The organism is Streptomyces sp. NPDC046881, assembly GCF_040645015.1.
GTDB lineage: Bacteria > Actinomycetota > Actinomycetes > Streptomycetales > Streptomycetaceae > Streptomyces.
The window spans coordinates 34241-53671 of record NZ_JBEYXJ010000014.1 but is presented as its reverse complement, the minus strand read 5'-3'; the positions used below and the strand labels follow the sequence as shown (position 1 = coordinate 53671).

The 19431-nt window shown below is 69.7% G+C and carries 13 protein-coding genes and 2 pseudogenes; 11 read left to right on the top strand and 4 right to left on the bottom strand.

What is annotated here, in order from left to right:
• Positions 1–21 precede the first annotated feature (21 nt).
• The 3 genes from ABZ923_RS10035 (at position 22) to ABZ923_RS10025 (ending at position 5210) form a co-directional block, all read left to right on the top strand.
• Positions 22–3243, top strand: coding sequence for a cytochrome P450 (locus tag ABZ923_RS10035; protein ID WP_361469181.1), 3222 nt, complete (start codon positions 22–24; stop codon positions 3241–3243).
• 161 nt (positions 3244–3404) lie between these two features.
• Complete coding sequence (locus ABZ923_RS10030) at positions 3405–4451, top strand: zinc-binding dehydrogenase (RefSeq protein WP_361469179.1); 1047 nt, start codon at positions 3405–3407, stop codon at positions 4449–4451.
• A 108-nt stretch (positions 4452–4559) separates the two neighbouring features.
• Positions 4560–5210 (top strand): TetR/AcrR family transcriptional regulator, encoded by a 651-nt coding sequence (locus ABZ923_RS10025; protein ID WP_361469176.1) that lies wholly within the window; start codon positions 4560–4562, stop codon positions 5208–5210.
• Here ABZ923_RS10025 and ABZ923_RS10020 read toward each other — a convergent pair.
• Positions 5176–5814, bottom strand: a complete 639-nt coding sequence (locus tag ABZ923_RS10020) for a TetR/AcrR family transcriptional regulator (protein ID WP_361469173.1) — start codon at positions 5812–5814, stop codon at positions 5176–5178. The two genes, ABZ923_RS10025 and ABZ923_RS10020, sit on opposite strands and share 35 nt — an antisense overlap.
• A 138-nt stretch (positions 5815–5952) precedes the next feature.
• On the opposite strand from ABZ923_RS10020, the gene ABZ923_RS10015 reads away from it, so the two are divergent.
• From ABZ923_RS10015 to ABZ923_RS09990, 6 genes and pseudogenes are all read left to right on the top strand, one after another.
• Entirely contained in the window at positions 5953–7098 is a 1146-nt protein-coding gene (locus ABZ923_RS10015; protein ID WP_361469170.1) for a VOC family protein, read from the top strand.
• On the top strand, positions 7095–8033 hold the full coding sequence (locus tag ABZ923_RS10010) for a fumarylacetoacetate hydrolase family protein (protein ID WP_361469167.1): 939 nt from the start codon (positions 7095–7097) through the stop codon (positions 8031–8033). Before ABZ923_RS10015 ends, ABZ923_RS10010 begins: the two co-directional genes overlap by 4 nt.
• Positions 8030–9637, top strand: coding sequence for a bifunctional 3-(3-hydroxy-phenyl)propionate/3-hydroxycinnamic acid hydroxylase (locus ABZ923_RS10005; RefSeq protein ID WP_361469165.1), 1608 nt, complete (start codon positions 8030–8032; stop codon positions 9635–9637). The genes ABZ923_RS10010 and ABZ923_RS10005 overlap by 4 nt, the downstream gene beginning before the upstream one ends.
• A 16-nt stretch (positions 9638–9653) precedes the next feature.
• A pseudogene (locus ABZ923_RS10000) lies at positions 9654–11686 on the top strand (acetoacetate--CoA ligase).
• Entirely contained in the window at positions 11683–12030 is a 348-nt protein-coding gene (locus tag ABZ923_RS09995) for a DoxX family protein (RefSeq protein ID WP_361469162.1), read from the top strand. The pseudogene ABZ923_RS10000 and the gene ABZ923_RS09995 overlap by 4 nt, the downstream one beginning before the upstream one ends.
• A gap of 72 nt (positions 12031–12102) precedes the next feature.
• Positions 12103–12807, top strand: a complete 705-nt coding sequence (locus ABZ923_RS09990) for a hypothetical protein (protein WP_361469160.1) — start codon at positions 12103–12105, stop codon at positions 12805–12807.
• A gap of 516 nt (positions 12808–13323) precedes the next feature.
• On the opposite strand, the gene ABZ923_RS09985 is transcribed toward ABZ923_RS09990, so the two are convergent.
• Positions 13324–14439 (bottom strand): IS110 family transposase, encoded by a 1116-nt coding sequence (locus ABZ923_RS09985; protein ID WP_361469158.1) that lies wholly within the window; start codon positions 14437–14439, stop codon positions 13324–13326.
• A 566-nt stretch (positions 14440–15005) separates the two neighbouring features.
• Between ABZ923_RS09985 and ABZ923_RS09980 the strand changes: the two are divergent.
• Positions 15006–15483 (top strand): annotated as a pseudogene (locus tag ABZ923_RS09980) (TetR/AcrR family transcriptional regulator); the annotation flags it as partial.
• Positions 15484–15966: 483 nt separating this feature from the next.
• Here the strand turns inward: ABZ923_RS09980 and ABZ923_RS09975 are convergent.
• Entirely contained in the window at positions 15967–17448 is a 1482-nt protein-coding gene (locus tag ABZ923_RS09975) for a sulfatase (RefSeq protein WP_361469155.1), read from the bottom strand.
• Positions 17449–17808: 360 nt separating this feature from the next.
• Here ABZ923_RS09975 and ABZ923_RS09970 point away from each other — a divergent pair, with 360 nt between their 5' ends.
• Positions 17809–18162 (top strand): hypothetical protein, encoded by a 354-nt coding sequence (locus ABZ923_RS09970; protein ID WP_361469153.1) that lies wholly within the window; start codon positions 17809–17811, stop codon positions 18160–18162.
• Between the two features lie 220 nt (positions 18163–18382).
• Here ABZ923_RS09970 and ABZ923_RS09965 read toward each other — a convergent pair whose 3' ends face one another.
• On the bottom strand, positions 18383–19411 hold the full coding sequence (locus ABZ923_RS09965) for an aldo/keto reductase (RefSeq protein ID WP_361469150.1): 1029 nt from the start codon (positions 19409–19411) through the stop codon (positions 18383–18385).
• Positions 19412–19431 lie beyond the last annotated feature (20 nt).

Sequence of the window (19431 nt, the reverse complement as noted above, 5' to 3'; positions counted from 1 at the left end):
CTCCACGCAGAGGAGCAAGCCATGACCACGCAGCCCGAGACCGACCTGCGTCCCATCCGGTCCCCGCGCGGGGTCCCCCTGCTCGGCAACACGCCGCAGATCCCCGACACCAACCCGTTCGAGTACTTCGCCGAACTGTCCAAGCAGTTCCCCGAGGGCATCTACGGCATGGACATCGCCGGCATCGAGCAGGTCTTCGTCTATGACCCGGACCTGGTGGCCGAGGTCAGCGACGAGACGCGGTTCTTCAAGCAGATCGACAAGACGCCGCTGGCCCATGTCCGGGACTTCTTGAACGCGGGCCTGTTCACCGCGCACCAGCACGAAGAGGAATGGGGCAGGGCGCACCGGATCCTGCTGCCGGCCTTCAGCCAGCGGGCCATGAAGGGTTACTACGGGCAGATGCTGGAGATCGCCCGGAACCTGGCGGGCAAGTGGGAGCGCCGGGAGGGTCAGCCGGTCAAGATCACCGACGACTACACCCGGCTGACGCTGGACACGATCGCCCTGTCGGGGTTCGGCTACCGGTTCGACTCCTTCGACAAGGAGGAGCTGCACCCCTTCCTCAACGCGCTGCTGGAGACGCTGATCGAGTCGCTGCGGCGCTCGCAGGAGCTACCGATGATGACGAGGCTCCGCAAGGCGGACGACAAGAAGTACCGCGCGAACATCCAGCAGATGCAGGACCTGGTCGAGAGCGTGATCAAGGAGCGCCGCGACGGGAAGGGCACCGGTGAGGACGACCTGCTGGGCCTGATGCTTCAGGCCACCGACCCGGAGACCGGCAAGGCGCTGACCGACGACAACGTCCGCGACCAGGTGCTGACGTTCCTGATCGCCGGCCACGAGACCACCAGCGGCCTGCTGGCGTTCGCCACCTACTCGCTGATGCGCAACCCGCACGTCCTGGCCCAGGCCTACGCCGAGGTGGACCGGCTGATGCCCGGCGACACGGTCCCGGACTACGACACGATCATGAAGCTGGACGTCATCCCACGCATCCTGGAGGAGACCCTGCGGCTGTGGGCCCCCATCCCTTTGATCGGCAAGGCGCCGCATGAGGACACCGTCATCGGCGGCCGCTACGAGCTGAAGAAGGGCACGCGGGTCAACATCCTCGAACAACCGCTGCACACCCACCCCAAAGCATGGGACCGCCCCCACGAGTTCGACATCGACCGGTGGCTGCCGGAGAACCGCGCCAAGCACCACCCGCACGCCTACAAGCCGTTCGGCAACGGCGTGCGTGCCTGCATCGGCCGGCAGTTCGCGCTCACCGAGGCCCGCCTGGTCCTGGCGCTGATGCTGCAGAAGTTCAAGTTCTCCGACACCACCGACTACAAGATGGACGTCAAGGAGGCGCTGACCCGCAAGCCCGGCAACTTCGAGCTCATCGTCCGCAGGCGTCAGGAACACGAGCGCACCGTCTTCGGTGCCGTGGACCTGCAGACCGGCGACACGCAGGCGCAGGCCGCGGTCAGCGGTGTCGGTGTGAACCTGACCGTCGCCTACGGCTCCAGCCTCGGCTCGTGCGAGGACCTGGCCCGCACCATCGCCGACCGCGGTGAGCGCTCCGGGTTCGGCACCACCCTGGTGAGCCTGGACGAGCTGGGCGACAACCTGCCCACCGAGGGACTGCTCGTCGTGGTCGCCGCCAGCTACAACGGCAAGGCGCCCGACAACGCCCAGCGCTTCGACGACCTGCTCGCCGCCGGACTGCCCGAGGGCTCGCTGGCGAACGTGCGGTACGCGCTGCTGGGCGCCGGCAACACCCAGTGGGTGGCCACCTACCAGGCATTCCCCAAGCGGATCGAGGAAGGTCTGCTGGCCGCCGGCGCCACCCCCATCGTCGAGCGCGGCATCGCGGACGCCGCCGGTGACTTCGACGGCATGGCCACGCGGTGGATGGACAACCTGTGGGCCACCCTTGCCGAGGAATACGCCGCCGACACCTCCCAGGCGAGCGGCCCCCGCTACCAGGTCCAGCTGCTCACCGAGTCCGACGTGCGCCCCGCCATCGTCTCCGAGCAGGCGTACCCGCTCACCGTGGTGACCAACGAGGAGCTCGTGGCCGACGCGACCGGACTGTGGGACTTCAGCATCGAGCCGCCGCGCCCGTCCGCGAAGTCCATCACCTTCGAGCTGCCCGAGGGCGTCACCTACGACACCGGAAACCACCTGGCCGTCTTCGCCAAGAACGAACTCGCCCTGGTCGAGCGCGCACTGAGGCGGCTCGGCGTCGACTACGACCAGGTGCTCCGGCTCGACCAGCCCGCCGGCGGCCGCACCCACCTGCCGGTCGGCGCCCCGGTCACCGCCGGCATCCTGCTCACCGAGTTCCTGGAACTGCAGGACGTCGCCACCCGGTCCCAGATCCAGACGCTCGCCGAGTACACCGAGTGCCCGTGGACGCGGCCGCAGCTCCAGGCGTACACCGCCGACACCCAGGAGGCCGAGGAGCGCTACAGCAAGGAGATCCTCGGCAAGCGCATCTCCGTCCTGGGCCTGCTGGAGCGCTTCCCGGCCGTCGAACTGCCGCTGGCGGTCTTCCTGGAGATGATGGGCCCCATCCGTCCCCGCTTCTACTCCATCTCCTCCGCCCCGTCGGCCAACCCGCGCCACGTGCGCCTGACCGTCGGCCTGCTGGAAGGCCCGGCCCTGTCCGGCGACGGCCCGTACCGCGGCACCTGCTCCTCCTACATCGCCGGCCTCGCACCCGGAGACGTCGTCTACGGCTACGTCCGCGTGCCCTCCCCGACGTTCGCCCCGCCCGCCGACCCCGCCACGCCGCTGATCCTCATCGGCCCCGGCACCGGCATCGCGCCGCTGCGCGGCTTCCTGGAGGAGCGGGCGACACAGCACGCGAACGGCACCCAGGTGGGTATGTCGCAGGTGTTCGTCGGCTGCCGCCACCCGGAGCACGACTACTTCTACAAGCAGGAGATGCAGGACTGGGAGCAGGCCGGCATCGCCCAGGTGCACACCGCCTTCTCCGCGGTGACCGGCCACCCGGCCCGGTTCGTGCAGAACGCCATCGCCAACGCCGCCGACACGGTGTGGCAGGCCATCGAGGACGGCGCGTACATCTACGTCTGCGGTGACGGCCGCCGCATGGCACCCGCCGTCCGCGAGGCCCTCGCCGCCATCCACCGCCAGAAGACCGGCAGCGACGACGAAGCCGCCCAGCGGTGGCTCGCCCAGCTCGAAGCGGACGAGCGCTACCAGCAGGACGTCTTCGCCTAACCGTCGCACGCCATCAAGGCGTGTGACCCCCAGCCGCCGGTAGGCGTGCGGAACCCCCGCTGCCGTCCGCACGCCTACCGGCCACCACAAACCCCCAGACACCACACGGCACCTGCCTGCCCGAACCGCCGGGCGGTGCCGCTCACGGAAAGCAGATCACCATGGACACCATGCTCGCCGGACGCTTCCACCTGGACAGCAAGAAGTTCGCCGTGGAAGAGGTCCCGATCCCCGTGCCGGGCCCGGGCGAGGTCCTCATCGAGGTCAAGGCCGCAGGCGTCTGCCTCTCCGACGTCCACCTCCTCGACGGCTCCCTCGTCCCCCTGTTCGCCACCTCCGACACGGTCACCGTCGGCCACGAGGTCTCGGGCGTCATCCACACGCACGGCCCCGACCTCAAGCGCGGCCTGGTCGTCGGCACCCGTGTCACCCTGGAGGCCGGCAAGACCTGCGGCAAGTGCGCCGGATGCGTGCGCCACCGCCCCTGCACCCAGATGCTCACCGCCGGCATCGACTACGACGGCGGCTGGGCCGAGTACGTCATCGCCCGCGAGGACACCCTCGTCCCCATCCCCGACAGCCTCCCCTTCGACCAGGCCGCGATCATCCCCGACGCGGTCTCGACCCCCTACGCCGCCGTCGTCGCCACGGCGGGCGTCCGTGCCGCCCAGTCCGTCGGCGTCTGGGGAGTCGGCGGAGTCGGCGCCCACAACGTACGCCTCGCCCGCCTGGTCGGCGCCGCCCCGATCATCGCCGTCGACCCGCTGCCCAGCGCCCGCGAGCGCGCCCTGGCCTTCGGTGCGGACCTCGCGCTCGACCCGGCAGCCCCCGACTTCGCCGACCAGGTCCGCACAGCCACCGGCGGACGCGGCCTCGACTTCGCCTTCGACTGCGCCGGTGTCCCCGCCGTCCGCGACCAGGCCGCCTCCGTGCTCGGCCTGGGCGGCTCCCTCGTCCTGGTGGGCATCACACCCCGGCCACTCACCATCACCGAGGGCCTGACCTTCAACTACCTGCAGAAGCAGGTCCGCGGCCACTACGGCGGCTTCCCCGAGTCCGTCTCCGAGCTGGTGCAGCTGACCGCGGCCGGCCGCCTCGACCTGGCCCCCTCCATCACCGACCACATCCCGCTCATCGAGGCCGCCGACGCCGTCCACCGACTGGAGAACAAGATCGGCGACCCGATCCGCCTCATCCTCGTCCCCTGACACCCGTCAGCAGGGCGACAAGCCACCCTGGGCAGGGGTGAGTGGGCGCCGGTGCGTGAGGGAGCACCGGCGCCCACGGCTTTCCGGCCATCGTGGAGAGGAAGAACCATGCAGGCGACCGACACCCCGGGCCGTACCTTGCAGCGCAAGGATGCTCACTCCAACCGCCGACGCATCCTCGCGACCGCCCGGCGGAAACTGCGGGAGGACCCGGACGCGAGTCTCGACAGCATCTCTCAGGCGGCCGGGGTCGCCCGGCGCACCCTCTACGGACACTTCTCCAGCCGGCATGCGCTGATCGCCGACCTGGCACAGGAAGCAGGTCATGAACTCCGGCAGGCGTTCGCCAGAGCCCGTACCGCGGAGGCCGACCCGGTCGAGGCGATGACACGGATGGTGCTGGCGGCATGGACGGTGGGCGACCACTACCGCGTGCTCATCACCTTGGGACGGCGCCATCCGGGAGAGGACGAGATCCGCACCACGCTGGCACCGGCCCGCGCGGAAGCCGTCGCAACCCTACGGCGCGGTCAGCGCGAAGGCGTCTTCGCGGACCACCTTCCAGCACCCGTGCTCGCCCAAGCACTGGAGTCACTCATGCTGGCCCTCGCCGAGGAGAACGCCGCATGCCCGTGGGCGGACCCCACTGGTGAGGCCGCGGCAACCGCATTCCTCGTCGCTGCCGGCGTAGCACCACAGAGGGCCGCGCTTCAGGTGCAGGAGGTCATCGGGCGAGACCGGGCAGCGGGCGCCGGGTGACCTCGTGGGCGTCGTCCGCAGCGAGGCCGAGCATGCGCAGGACCATCTCGGCCAGGTCGGAGGCGGCCTCGTCGCCGTCGAGGTCCGGGCGGTCCAGCCTGAGAGCCACCAGGGACAGCAGGGTGCCGCCCAGGGCGGACAGGGCGGTGGTCGCGTTGCCGCAGGTGAAGCGGCCCGAGGCGATGCCGATCTCCAGGTCGCGCAGGGCGCGTGGGGCGAGGCCGCTGTCGGAGTGGATGTGGGCCAGGCCGCGGTCGCGCAGGATCCGCATGAGTTCCGGGTGGGAGTCGGCCATCCGGGCGGTGAGCCGGAAGCCTGCTGCGACCAGCTCGGCCGGGTCGTCGATGCCTTCCACGCGCTCGTCGATGACCTGCCCGAACTCCTCCAGGGCGTCCGTCACCGCCGCGTCGAACAGCTCCGTCTTCGACTCGAAGTGGTTGTAGAAGGACCCGAAGCCGACATCGGCGCGCTCGGCGATGGCCTGGATGCTTGCGCTGGTGTCCCCGGTCTCCGCGAGGATCTGCCGGGCCGCACGGACGAGCGCCTGGCGGGTCTCGGCACGGCGTCGCTCGAAGCGGTTCCTGGGCGGGGCTGACGTCGGCATACGGCCCAGTGTAACCGCCGCAACGATGACTCTGCCATTACTGATGAGATCCTCAATTATTTGGACGACGCCTATTGACGATGAGAATTGGCAGAGTTGATGATTTCCTCATTAAGGCAGTGTTGCTTGGAGGACACCATGTCCCACATCCCCGTCAACAAGGGCGGTCCGCTGACGCCCCACCAAGACCTCCACAGTGAGCAGGGCGCCCTACGCGGTGAACACCCCGGACGAGCCCGGAATCCCGTGATCAAAGTGGCGGACCTGGCCTGGCTGGAGTTCGAGAAGCCGGACCTTGACCGGGCCGAGGTGTTCGCCCGTGACTTCGGCTTCGCGATCGCCGCCCGCACCGATCACGAGCTGTGGCTGCGCGGCACGTTCGCGGGCCCTCCCTGCATGGTCATCCGGCGCGGTCGCGCGTCCCGCTTCCTCGGGCCGGCGTTCCGCGCAGCCGAGCGGACCGATGTGGACCGGCTCGCCGCCGCCGTGGGAAACACCGTCCAGGACATCGACGTCCCCGGCGGCGGCCGGTCGGTCGCCCTGTTCGATCCCTCGGGACTCCCGGTCCGGGTGGTGCACTGCGCCGAACCGCTTCCCGCGCTGCCCGGGCAGCAGCCGCTGATCCTCAACACCGGCATCGAAGGCCGTCGTACGAACACCACCCAGCGCCCGCCCCGTGAGCCGTCCCGCATCCAGCGCCTCGGCCACGTGGTGCTGGAGACGAGGACGTTCACCCGCACCCTGGACTGGTACCTGGACACCCTTGGCATGATCGTGTCCGACTTCCTCTTCCTGGACGGGCAGCGCCAGCGCGGGCCGACCATGGCGTTCATCCGCTGCGACCAGGGCAGCCTTCCCGTGGACCACCACACCCTCGCCCTGCACCTCGGGCCGGGCACCGGCTACGTCCACTCCGCCTACCAGGTCACCGACCTCGACGCGATCGCCGCCGGCGGGGAGTACCTGGCCGAGCGCGGCTACAAGCGCAGCTGGGGGATCGGCCGACACATCCAGGGCAGCCAGCTCTTCGACTACTGGCGCGACCCCGACCACTTCATGCTGGAGCACTTCGCCGACGGCGACCTGTTCTCCTGCGACCTCGAACCCGGATGGGCACCGATGTCGGCGAGCGGCCTCGCGCAGTGGGGACCGCCCGTCACCCGCGACTTCCTGGGCGCCAACCCCTCCCCCGCCAAGCTCCGCGAGGTCATGACGGCCCTGCGCGACGACAACGAACTCGACCCCGCACGCCTGCTGGGCCTGATGAAAGCGATGAGCTCATGAGCACCAACGTTCTGCGCACCCCCGACGGCTGGTGGGCCGTCCGAAACGAGCGCGCCGTCCGCATCGAGACCAAGGCGGTCACCACTGCCGGACTGCTCGCCGACCGGGCCGCCGTCCGGGAGGCCGCCGCCTCCGGCGAGCGCGGCACGCCCGTCGCCGACCTGGTGGCGCTGCCCCCGGTCACCACCCCCTGCCGGGTGGTCGCCCAGATGGTCAACTACCGCAGCCACGCCAAGGACTCGGGCTTCACCGGTGACATACCGCCCACCTTCTTCCGCAAGGCGTCCGGCTCGGTCAGCGGCCCGCACGACACGATCGTCCGCCCCACGCACGTGAACTTCCTCGACTACGAAGTCGAACTCGGCCTCGTCATGGGCGCGACGCTCCCGGTGGGCACAGTTGTGGAGGAGCAGGACCTTCCTTCGTACGTCGCCGGGCTCGTCCTCACCAACGACGTCAGCGCCCGCGACGTCCAGCTGACCAAGACCCAGTTCTACGAGAGCAAGTCCTACCCGACCTTCACGCCGACGGGTCCGTACCTGGCCCTGCTGGAGCCGGAGGACTTCGACCGTCTGATCGACCTGCGACTGCGGCTGTCGGTGAACGGCGTAACGCGTCAGGACCGCACACTGGCCGACATGATCGTGCGGCCCGCGCAGGCCCTCACCCTGCTCTCCCGCTTCCAGACCCTCGACCCGGGCGACCTGCTGCTGACCGGTACACCCGGCGGCACCGCCCTGAAGGCCCCGCCCAAGCCGGTCGAGAAGATCGCCGCGCTGCTGCCGCCCGCGCTGAAGTGGAAGGCGTTCTTCAACGGCCAGGCCAAGAACCCCCTGTACCTGCGCGACGGTGACCTCGTCACCGCCACGATCGCCACCCCCGACGGGCGGATCGACCTGGGCGAGCAGCGGACCGCTGTGGGGGCCGCGACGTGAGCGCCACACCCAGCAGACCGGTGGTGATCATCGGGGCGGGGCCCGTGGGAGTCACGGCCGCGCTCCTGCTCGCCCGGCACGGAGTGCCCAGCCTGCTCCTCGAACGCCACCGGGACATCTACCCCCTGCCGCGCGCCGTCGTCGTGGACGACGAGGTTCGCCGGATCCTGCAGAGCGTCGGCGTCCACGAGGAGTTCGCCACTCTCGCCAGGCCGGCTCCCGGGTTGCGGCTGCTGGACGCCCGGCGCCGCGTGATCGCCGAGTTCCGACGGTCCCTGCACGGCCGCCACGGCTTCCCGCAGACCAGCATGTTCGACCAGCCAGAGCTGGAACGGCTGCTGCGCGACGCCCTGGCCCGTCGCCCCGAGTGCGAGCTGCGGGGCGGGGTGGAGGTCGTGTCCGTCAGCCAGGACACCGACCGAACGGCTCCGGTCCGGGTCACCTTCCGCCGCGACGGCAGCGATGAGGACGAGCACGTATGGGCCGACGCCGTCCTCGGCTGCGACGGCGCGGGCAGCATCACCCGCGACGCCATCGGCGCCGTGTGGGAGGACCTGCATTTCGAGGAGAGCTGGCGGGTCATCGACGTGCGCACGAGCCTCCCGGTGCGCACCTGGGAAGGCGCCGAGCAGATCTGCTGCCCCACCCGCCCGGCCACCTTCATGCGAGTCGGCGAAGACCGCTACCGCTGGGAGTTCCGACTGGCCGAGGGTGAGACCTTGGACGGCCCGAAAGAGCTGGAACGGCTGCACGAGCTGGTCGCCCCCTGGGTCGACCTGCCGTCCGCTGCCCACGGGGGCGGGGGCGACGACTTCGAGGTGATCCGGCAGGCGCGGTACACCTTCCGGGCCCGCCTCGCCAACCGGTGGCGCCGTGGGCGCGTGTTCCTGCTGGGCGACGCGGCCCACCTCACCCCGCCCTTCATCGGGCAGGGCCTGTGCGCGGGCCTGCGCGACGCCCGCAACCTCACCTGGAAACTCGCCCGCGTCCTTCATCAGGGCGCGGACGACCGACTGCTGGACACCTACCAGCAGGAGCGCAAGCCGCACGCCCGCCACGTGATCCGTGTCGCGGTCGCCGTCGGCTGGGCCATGACCGGCGGACAGGACCGCGGTGCGGCCATCCGCCGGGCCGTGGTGGGCGCAGCCTGCCGCATCCCCGGTGTGACCGCGGCGGTGAGCCGCGACCTCAGTCCCGCACTGACCGCCAATCCGCTGGTACGACGCCGCCCCCGGCTGACCGGCCGCTCACTGGCCGGCACCTTCTGCCCGCAACCCTGGGTGGTCGTCGACGGCAGGCGAGAGCGCCTCGACGACATCCTCGGGGACTCCTTCGCCGTGCTGACCGCCCTGCCGCCCACGGCACGGATGACGGGCGTGGCCACGGCCCTGGGCGCATCCGTGATCCATGTCGGCGACCTGGACGACGACGGCACGCTGGCCGCCTGGCTGGCACGCGGCCGGGCGGACGCCGTCCTGCTGCGCCCCGACCGCGTCGTGATGGACACCGTCCCCACCGGCACCGGCGACTTCACCGACGCCGCCGCCTGGGCTCCCCTGCTGCACACGGCCCGCCGCCCCGCCGAAGCCCGGCCCGCACCCTGACGAGGAACACCACACCATGACCACCCCGCACTCCACGCCCTGTCCGGAGCCCTTCCTGCCGCCCGACCCCCAAGCGGCCGCAGGCAGCCGCATCGCGGACTTTGCCCGCTGGGCCGCCCGGCACCAGGGCACCGAAGGGATTCCGGACCCGACCGACTACCAGGCCGTGCACCACTGGTCCGTCACGGACCTGGAAGGATTCTGGGCCGCGGTGTGGGAGTACTTCGACATCGACGCCACCACTCCGTACGAGCGGGTGCTGGCCGAGGAAGCCATGCCCGGCGCCCGCTGGTTCCCCGGCGCCACCCTCAACTACGCCCACCACGCGCTGCGCAACCTGCACCCGGACGCCCCCGCGATCACCGCACTGGACGAGACCGGAACCGCCTACGAGATCACAGGCCGGCAGCTGCGCGCCAAGGTCGCGTCCGTCGCGGCCACCCTTCGCGACCTCGGCGTCGGAAAGGGCGACAGGGTAGTCGGCTACCTGCCCAACACCCCCCACGCCGTCATCGCCTTCCTCGCCACCGCCAGCCTGGGCGCGGTGTGGTCGGTGTGCGGCCAGGACTACGCCCCCAAGGCCGCCGCCGACCGCTTCGCCCAGCTCGAACCGGCCGTGCTCATCACCGCGGACGGCTACCTCTTCAACGGGACACGCACGACCGTCGTACCGCCTCGCTCGAGCTGGCCGCCGCCCTGCCGACGCTGAAGGCCACGGTGCTCGTGGACCACGTGGGCCTCGCGTGGCCTGAGGGCGGACACTCGGTGCTGACGGTTTCCTGGGAGGACGCGGCCGGCCGCACCGAGTACCTCGCCATCGCCCCGGTTCCGTTCGACCACCCGCTGTGGATCGTCTTCTCCTCCGGCACCACCGGGCTACCCAAGGGCATCGTCCACGGCCACGGAGGCGTCCTGCTGGAACACCTCAAGATCCTCGGCCTGCACTGCGACCTGGGCGCCGGAGACCGCTTGCTGTGGTACACCACCACCCACTGGATGATGTGGAACCTGGTCGTCTCCACCCTGCTGACCGGCGCCGCCACCTGCACCTACGACGGCAGCCCCGCGCCGGTGGCGCGCCCGGACGTCCTGTGGGAGCTGGCGGCCCGCCACAAGGTCACCGTCTTCGGCACCAGTCCCCAGTACCTGCTGGCCATCGCCAAGCTCGGCGTCGACCCCGCCGTGCACGACCTGTCGGCGATCCGCGTCATCGGCAGCACCGGCTCCGCCCTGCCGGCCTCCGCCTACCCCTGGGTCCGCGACCACGTCGGCGCAGGCGTCCAGCTCGCCTCCACCAGCGGCGGCACGGACGTCGTCTCCGGCTTCGCCGGCAGCGCCCCCACCACCCCGGTGTGGGCGGGTGAACTGTCGGCCCCCAACCTCGGCGTGGCGCTCGCGGCGTACGACGGCGCGGGCCGGCCGGTCGTCGACCAGGTCGGCGAACTGGTCGTCACCCGCCCCATGCCGTCGATGCCGCTGTACTTCTGGAACGACCCTGACGGCAGCCGCTACCGCGACGCCTACTTCAGCGCCTATCCGGGCGTGTGGCGGCACGGGGACTGGATCACTCTCACCTCCCACGGCTCGGTGATCGTGCACGGACGCTCCGACGCCACGCTCAACCGCAACGGCGTACGTCTGGGCAGCACCGACATCCACGACATCGTCGAACGCCTCCCCGAGATCACCGAAGCCCTCGTCATCGGCGCGGAGGAACCCGACGGCGGTTACTGGATGCCGCTCTTCGTGGTCCTCGCCGACGGGGTCGGTCTGGACGAGTCCCTGCGCGAGAAGATCCACGACGCGATCCGCACCGGCGCCTCACCCCGACACGTCCCCGACGAGATCCTCGCCGTACCGGCCATCCCGCACACCAAGACCGGCAAGAAGCTCGAGGTCCCGGTCAAACGCCTCCTCCAGGGCGCCCCCGCCGACCAGGTCCTCAACCCCTCCGCCATCGACGACCCCGACCTGATCGCCTACTTCGCCGGCCTGGGCGCCGAACGCCGCCAGGCCCGCCGCCCGCACACCCCCGAAGGCGCCTCGTGATCCTCTCCGCCTCGCTGACCTGTCTCATCGCGTTGATCTTCGCCCTGCTGGGCACGGCCAAGATCCTGGCCCTGGGCCCGATGCCCAAATTGGCCGCCCACGCCGGCTTCACCACCGCGGCCTACCGGGTCATCGGCACGCTGGAGCTGGCGGGCGCCATCGGCGTGGCCCTCGGCCCGGTCGTACCGCTGTGCGGCGGCCTGGCCGGTATCGGGCTGCTGATGCTGCTCGCCGGTGCCGTGACCACGCACGTACGCCAGGGCGACGGGCTGACCAAACTCCTCCCCGCGGTGACATGCGCTGCTTTGGTCGCCTGGTATCTCGTACTCCTCGCCGGCCTCTGACCCGTTCCGGGAAACTGTCGGCGGCCACTCGTCCTGTGAGCGAGCCCACGGCGGGGCTGGCAGACTGAATCTGTGGTTCCGCTGATGGTCGCGGCGGATCAGATCGCGTCCTCATCGCTTACCGGCGCCAGTGTGGTGTCAGTCTGCGCACTGCTCTTCACCGTCGCGTCGTTCTGGTGGCTCAACGCCCGACAGGGACGCCTGCAGGCGTGGGAACCTCACTCCTTCGCGGCGATCGTGCACGGTTCCACGGCACGCCTACGACTGCCGCTCGTCCTGCACAACACCGGTCCCAAACCGATCGTCGTGCAGGACCTCATCCTGACCTTCCCTGATGAGCCCGCCTCTCATCTGCCACTCCTGTGGGTGTCCTCCACGTCCCGGCTCCAACCGGGGGCGGACGAGGAGGCGGAGCTGCCCGCCGGATTCGTCGTGCCCGGCAGAGAAGCGCAACAGCTCTTCCTCGAGTTCGAGGCACCGTTTTCCGGATTCCTCCCGGAGGCCCGTGACTACAGGGCCCAGCTACAAGTTCGGGTCGGCCACCGCAAGGGTTGGCGCCCCCTGCTGACGTTCAGCTTGAGGGCCGCCAACATCATCGATCCAGGTCGCTACACCGTCTACGACAACGCACCGGTCGAGCTGACGAAGGAAGATCAGAGGAGAGCGGACGCCGCGCTTCTCGAGCTGCTGGAAGAGCACGGGGACGGCTCCCCTCCGGACGGCAGGAGACAGGGAGACGCTCCGAATGACGAAGGTGACGCCGACACGAGCCGCTGATATCGCCGCCCGTCCTCTGACGTGGACAGCGGTGGCACCGGCCCCGCCGGGCCGCCACAGCCACCGCACCGATCACTCGCGTCAGTCGGCGCGACCGGCCGCCGCGACGTCGAGCGCAATGTCCGTGATGTCCGCCCGGCCGCCGACCACCCTGCGCCGGCCGGCTTCGATGGCGCAGGGCGGAGAACCCGAGGGCAACGGTGCCGACGCCGGAGCTGCAGCACAGCCGCCCGGAAGCCCCCGCCGGCCGCGCCTGTAGGAGCTTGCCGTCGAACGCACCTCTCACCGGCGCTCTCACATGTCTGTCACCAACTACGTCGACTCCCTCGGAGCGCGACGCCCTGACCAGCTCTTACGCACCCGCCCTGGACTGACGTGGACACCCGAAGACGGTCCCTGCAACATGTGCCAGGTGGTACCCAGTGAGGGACCCAGGATCAGGACCGGAGCGTCTTCTGGCCCGTCGAAGCGGTATTGCAGGGTGTTCGGGGGTGTCTCACTCACGCCCAGACCTTCTCACGTCTCACGGACGCCCCTATAACAGGGAGACGCCGGATACCGTCCTGACCAGGTTGAAGACTTCTCGGGCGACATATCGCTCGAGGCATCGGATGATCTCGCGTCGGGTCTTGCCCCCTGGGTGCGGCGTTCGAAGTACGCCTGCGTGCGCGGGTCGTGGCGCAGGCGGGTGAACACGATGCGGTGCAGGGCGGCGTTCGCCTGACGGTCGCCGCCGTGGTTGAGCCGGCGCGTGCTCCGACGGCCCGACGAATACTCGATGGGACTGGCTCCGCAAAGAGCAGCAAAGGACGCCTCGGTGTTCAGTCGCTCGGGGTTGTCTCCCATGGTGATCAGGAGAGTGACGGCGCTGTCCGGGCCGATGCCGGCCGGTACGAGCAGCTGTGGGGCGTGACGTTCGACGAGCCGGGTCAGGCGTTGGTTCAGCTCATCGATCTGCCCGGTTAGCTCTTTGATGCGCTCGGCGAGCATTCTCAGGGTCATGTGGGTGGCCTGGGCCACCGCGTTCTCGCTGTCCTCGCCGTCGCCTGGCCCGAGGCGTGCGCAGGTGCGGAACAGCTCGCGGTTGCCCAGGCTGGACAGTCGTTCCCGCAGTGCGGGATCGGCGATGACCAGGACGGCTTTGAGCTGGTTGATCGCCTGGGTACGGGCCTTGACCGCAGAGTCCTTGGCGAGCTTGTACATCCGGGCGCTGTGCACCGGACCGTCACCGGACTTGACCCCGGCCCGGGCGCGACCACTGAGCACGGCTCTGGCGGCGGCCTGCGCATCGAGCGGATCCGACTTCCCGAGCAGCCGGCGGGCCGAGCGGTCGGGCCGGTTCACCTCGTATACCTCGACGTGCTGAGCCAGCAGGTAGCGGGACACGCCCGCGCCGAAGGTACCGGCGCCCTCCACACCGGCCCGGCGCACCGTACCCCGCTTGCGGGCCCACACGAGAAGCTGCCGGTAGCCGGCCGCCGTGGCCGGAAAGGACGCGATGCCCAGGACCTTCCCCAGCGGGGAGATCACGGCGGCGACATGCACCTCGCCGTGCGTGTCCACGCCCAGTACGACCTCTTTCCGCGCGGGAGGGTCCGTGCTCGAGGAGGTGCTGTGCTGTCTGGTCGTCATGGTGGTTCGCCTCCCGCGTGGTGACGTGCTGGGTGGATGGCACCGGCCTGCTCACGCGGTCTGAACCGTGATGGCGCCTGAACTCGGCAAGGCCCCTATTGCGACACGCCCTGTGGCTCGGTGGCAGGCAGCATCCCGCAACGGCAGCCGACAGGTCCGTGACTGGACACTTCGGTCATAGATCTCACGAGTCAGACCCCCGCCCGGGACGGCACTGCGCAACCGTCCCATCGATCCCGGTACAGCGGTATGACTCGATCACGGCCGGATGACTTCGGCCGAACCGATGCTCAACCTGACTGAGCGGGCTGACAAAGCGTTGACTCTCGTCCACTCCTGACCGGTATGGGCAGGGAGACGTCATGCAAGGAGGTGGTGCTCACCGGCTGCGGCAGCTGCCGCTCGTCCCCCGTGATCAGCACCCCGATGGCCAACTCACCGAAAGAGGACTCCTGGATCTGCTTCGACTGCGGATTGGCTCTGTTCACGTCTTCCGGTTCTGGCGCAACTTCTGTGGTGTCGAGCCGACTCTCAGTGCCCGAGGTCGGAGAGCACGCCGGGAACCGGCGCCGATCCGCCAGATCGCGGCCCAGGCGGGCGTCGGGATGGGCACGATCTATCGCCACTTCCCGACCCGGGCGGATCTCGTCACGGCCGTCTACCGCCATCAGATCGAGGCATGCGCCGAGGCCGGACCGAACCTGCTGGCCAGTGCCGAATCCCCGCTCGACGCACTGCGTCAGTGGATTGACCTGTTCGTCGACTTCCTCGTCACCAAGCATGGGCTCGCCGACGCCCTGCAGTCCGACCACGACCGCTTCGCCGCGCTGCACGCCTACTTCCTCGACCGCCTGCTGCCCGTCTGCGCCCAACTGCTCGACGCTGCGGTCGAGGCCGGTGACATCAGGCCCGGTACGCAGCCGTATGAGTTGATGCGCGGCATCGGGCAACCTCTGCATCGGACGCGACAACGACCCCCGCTACGATCCCCGACGGTTGATCGCTCTCCTTCTCCAGGGGCTGGAGGGATCTCACGCGCCCTGATGCCGACGAGCGGCATCGCGACCTGGTCCCTCCGCGCTTCCATGCGATCCGGTGATCTGTTACCGCCTGTAGCGGAGGGTCTGTAGCAGTGCCGTACGAGCGGGGCCTGGACGCAAGCCTTATCGGCGCCACGAGTTCAACCAGCAACCGCGCACAGAACCGCGCAGCGCCGACGAGGTACTTGGCCCGACCAGCCACCGCAGCGACGCGTCATCTGCCACCCGGAGCGGGGACTCCGGCTATGACGCCGTAGGTTGAGTCCTGCCTATGGGCGGCCAAGCATAGGAAGACGTCCACAGGATGCGCCGCCTGCCAGCGCCCATGGCTGATGGGACCGACGCCTCCGGAGCCGTGTGCGCAGGCTCACATCGTGCCGGGGGCGGTTCGCATGAAGTGCGGAAGACCCCGCCACCCCTCAGGGCGCTGGATGCGGGGTCTTCGTGTTTGTGCAGCCGGATGCCGCCGAGCGCAGCCCGATGACGGCTACTGGTGCAGCCGCGACGCGTCCCGGCAGGACTCGGAGCCCGAGCAACGGGCGAGCGCGGTCAAGGTCTCGTGCAGGGCTTTCTCTTTCCGGTCGCTCAGACTGCCTGCGAGATTCCTGAGCTCAGCGGGATCGGCCTGCGTGTCGTAGTATTCGCGTTCCCCGTCCGCGTACTCGACCCAGAGACTGTCCGCGGTCCGAAGCGCCTCGTACGTCGGCGGATTGCCGCTGTCCTTCGGAGCCGCGTCGGGATCGCCCTTGGACGTTCCGGGATGGCGGTGCTCGACCAGAACGGACTCACGCCAGTCCTTCGGCGACGATCCGTGGAAGAGGTCGACAAGGCTGAGACCGTCCACGGCCGAGGGCGGCTTCAGCCCCGCGAGCTGCTGGAACGTCGGATTGAGATCGGTGTTCTGCACCAGCTGGGAGGCGGTCCGCCCCGCCAGCACATCCGGCCCTGTCACCATCATGGGGACGCGAATATCGGTGTCGAAAGCGGTCTGCTTGCCCGGCCGCAGCCGGTGCTCCCCCATGTGGAAGCCGTTGTCCGAGCCGAAGACCAGATACGTGTCGTCCGCGAGCCCCTTCTCCTTCAGCACGTCCTGCAGGCGGCCGATCATCCGGTCGACGGCCTGAACCGAGCGGACCCGCTTGGCGAACTTGCGGTCGATCTGCGTCTTCTCCTTGTCGCTCAGGGGCTTGAGATCGGCCTGCCACTTCGGCGCCTGCGCGGGCAGCCGATCGTAGGCGGCGCTCCTGGGTGCCTTGAGCCCCGGGTAGCTGTTGGCGTCGCGGGGCGCGGGCGTGGAGGGCCCGTGCGGGGCGAAGGTGGCGAGTTCCAGCATGAACGGCTTGTTGTCCGCCGCCGAGGAACCGATGAAGGAGACCGCCTTGGCGGACACCACGTCGGTCAGGTAGTCCTGCGGGTCATGGCCGTAGTGGACGACCTTGCCGTTCTCGTTGAGGTCGTAATTGAACTCTGGATACCCGTTGCCGGCCACGTCCCATTCGTTCCAGCCCGGAGGCACGTACGGGTGACCGGTACCGCTGGCGTCCTTCGGCTGGTAGCCGTTGAGGTACTTGCCCAGGAAGCCGGTGCGGTAGCCGGCCTTCTGAAGAGCCGGCGCGTAGCACTTCTTCTCGTCCCCGTTCTTCATGAAGGCGCCGTAGCCTCCGTCGTCCCCGTTGTTGGTGAAGACGCCGGTGTTGTGGGGGTACTGCCCCGTGAGTATCGAGGAACGCGAGGGGCAGCAGAGCGAGTCGGTGACGAAGTGGTTCGAGAACGTCGTCCCCTGCTTGCGCATCTGCTGAACGTGCGGCATATACCGCACGAGATTCCAGGAGAGGTCGTCGGTGAGTACATAAATGATGTTGGGCTTGCGGCCCTGTTCAGAACTCCCCGCCAACGAGGATGCGGACGCCCCGGCCGCCGCGCTCTTGCCGGGCGCTGCCGAGCACCCGACGAGCAGCGCGGCGGCCACGGCAACCCACAGCAGGACCTGCCCTGCGGCACTCCTACCTGGTGACGATCCGTGCATGCACTCTCAACTCCCACTGGTCTGCCGGTCGGTGGGTCAGTGAGAGTAAGAGCGTTTCTTGTGGCTTCCTTGTGCCGAAGGGCCCAGCTCATCAGCCGAGGTGCGCGTCCCACAGGCCCGGTGCCGAGGCCGAGGTCTACTTCGGAGATCCCTCCAGACCGAGCTGGGACAGTTCGGCCCCGAGGGGCGGGCGCTGTACGACCCGCGCCCCGGCGACCCGACCCGCTGGGACTGGTGCGGCGACACTCCCTGACCGCCCCTGCCGACTCGCCCCGCGATCCCGTCAAGGGCACGCTGGGAGGTGTGACCGGCGCACCGATCATCGTGCACCGGCCCGCCGGAACGGGCGGCCGGAGAGTCACCGTGCTGGCTGTGTCAGTTTCCGCAGTTACGCACATAACCAAGGCGGCGATGCCCGAGCAGCTGCTCACGCCCCGGCCCGCCGAGCCGGAGCACGGCGACCAGGAGCCGGAGGTTGGGCGGCTCGTCTTTGCCGGTCTGCCCATCGACCGGGATGAGGTCGTGGAAGCGCTGGACGCCGCGCTCGGCCCCGACGGCGAAATCACGGGTACGAGCAGGAAGCAGTGCTGCGGCGGGCCTACTCGTGACGACCGACACCTCGGCGGGCACCGATCTAGATCGTTGATCTCGACCTAACGGTGACGCGGCGGAACTGTCACCGTGAAACGCCGGCAAGCGTCACCGGAAGCGCGGCTCGACTGTCACCACTTCCTCGCCGCCGGATAGCCCGTGATCTGGGCAGTTCCGGAAACATCCCCACTGACGGTCAGACCGCGCTTCGTAGTGACGCTTTCGCTGTGCCTCACACCAGTCGGGGGCGACACAGGCACAGGCAGGGCTCCGGCCGGAGCGGACGTCATGTCGCCGCGCGCTCGCCGGCCGGTCGGCGGCGCAGTTCGGGGCGCTGGAGGGCTGGCGGCTGGTAGGCCATGTCGAGCGTGCCGGTGTCGGTGCCGGGAGGCACGATCGCGTCGATTCGGTCCAGCACGTCGTCGGTGAGAGTGACGTCGACGCCCGCGAGCAGGTCGTCCAGGTGTTCCATGGTCCGCGGTCCGAGGAGGGCGGACGTCACGCCCGGGTGGGCGAGCACGAAGCCCATCGCGAGATGCGTGAGCGGCAGGCCGGCCTCCTCGGCCAGCGGGATGAGCTGCTCGATCACGTCGAGCCGACGGTCGTCCGTGAGGTGCCGGAAGCCGTACCTCGACCGGTGCGTCGCGGCCTCCTGGCCCTTGCGGTACCGCCCCGTCAGCAGGCCGCCGCCGAGGGGCGACCAGACCAGGGTGCCCATGCCGAACTCCTGTGCCGCCGGGAGCACCTCGCGCTCGATGCCCCGGTTCAGGATCGAGTAGACCGGCTGCTCGGTGCGCGGCCGGGCCAGCCCGCGTCGCTCGGCGACCCAGTGCGCCCGGACGATGTCGGAGGCCGGCAGGGCCGACGTGCCGAAGGTGCGGATCTTGCCGGCCCGCTGCAGATCGGTGAGGGCCGCGAGGGTCTCCTCGATGTCCGTGTCGGGGTCCGGGCGGTGGATCTGGTAGATGTCCACGTAGTCAGTGTCGAGGCGGCGCAGCGAGTCCTCCAGCGCGCGCACCAGCCAGCGCCGGGACGCGCCCTGGTGGTTCGGCTCGTCGCTCATCGGGTTCCGGGCCTTGGTCGCGAGCACGACGTCGGCCCGTCGTCCCTTCAGCGCCCGGCCGACGATCTCCTCCGACTCGCCGTGCGCGTACATATCGGCGGTGTCGACGAGATTGACGCCGGCGTCGAGCGCCCGGTGGATGATGCGGACGCAGTCGTCGTGGTCGGGGTTGCCGAGGGCGCCGAACATCATCGCGCCGAGGGCATAGGGGCTGACCTTGATCCCGGTCCGGCCGAGGCTGCGGTAGCGCATGGTGTCTCCTTCAGGTCGTC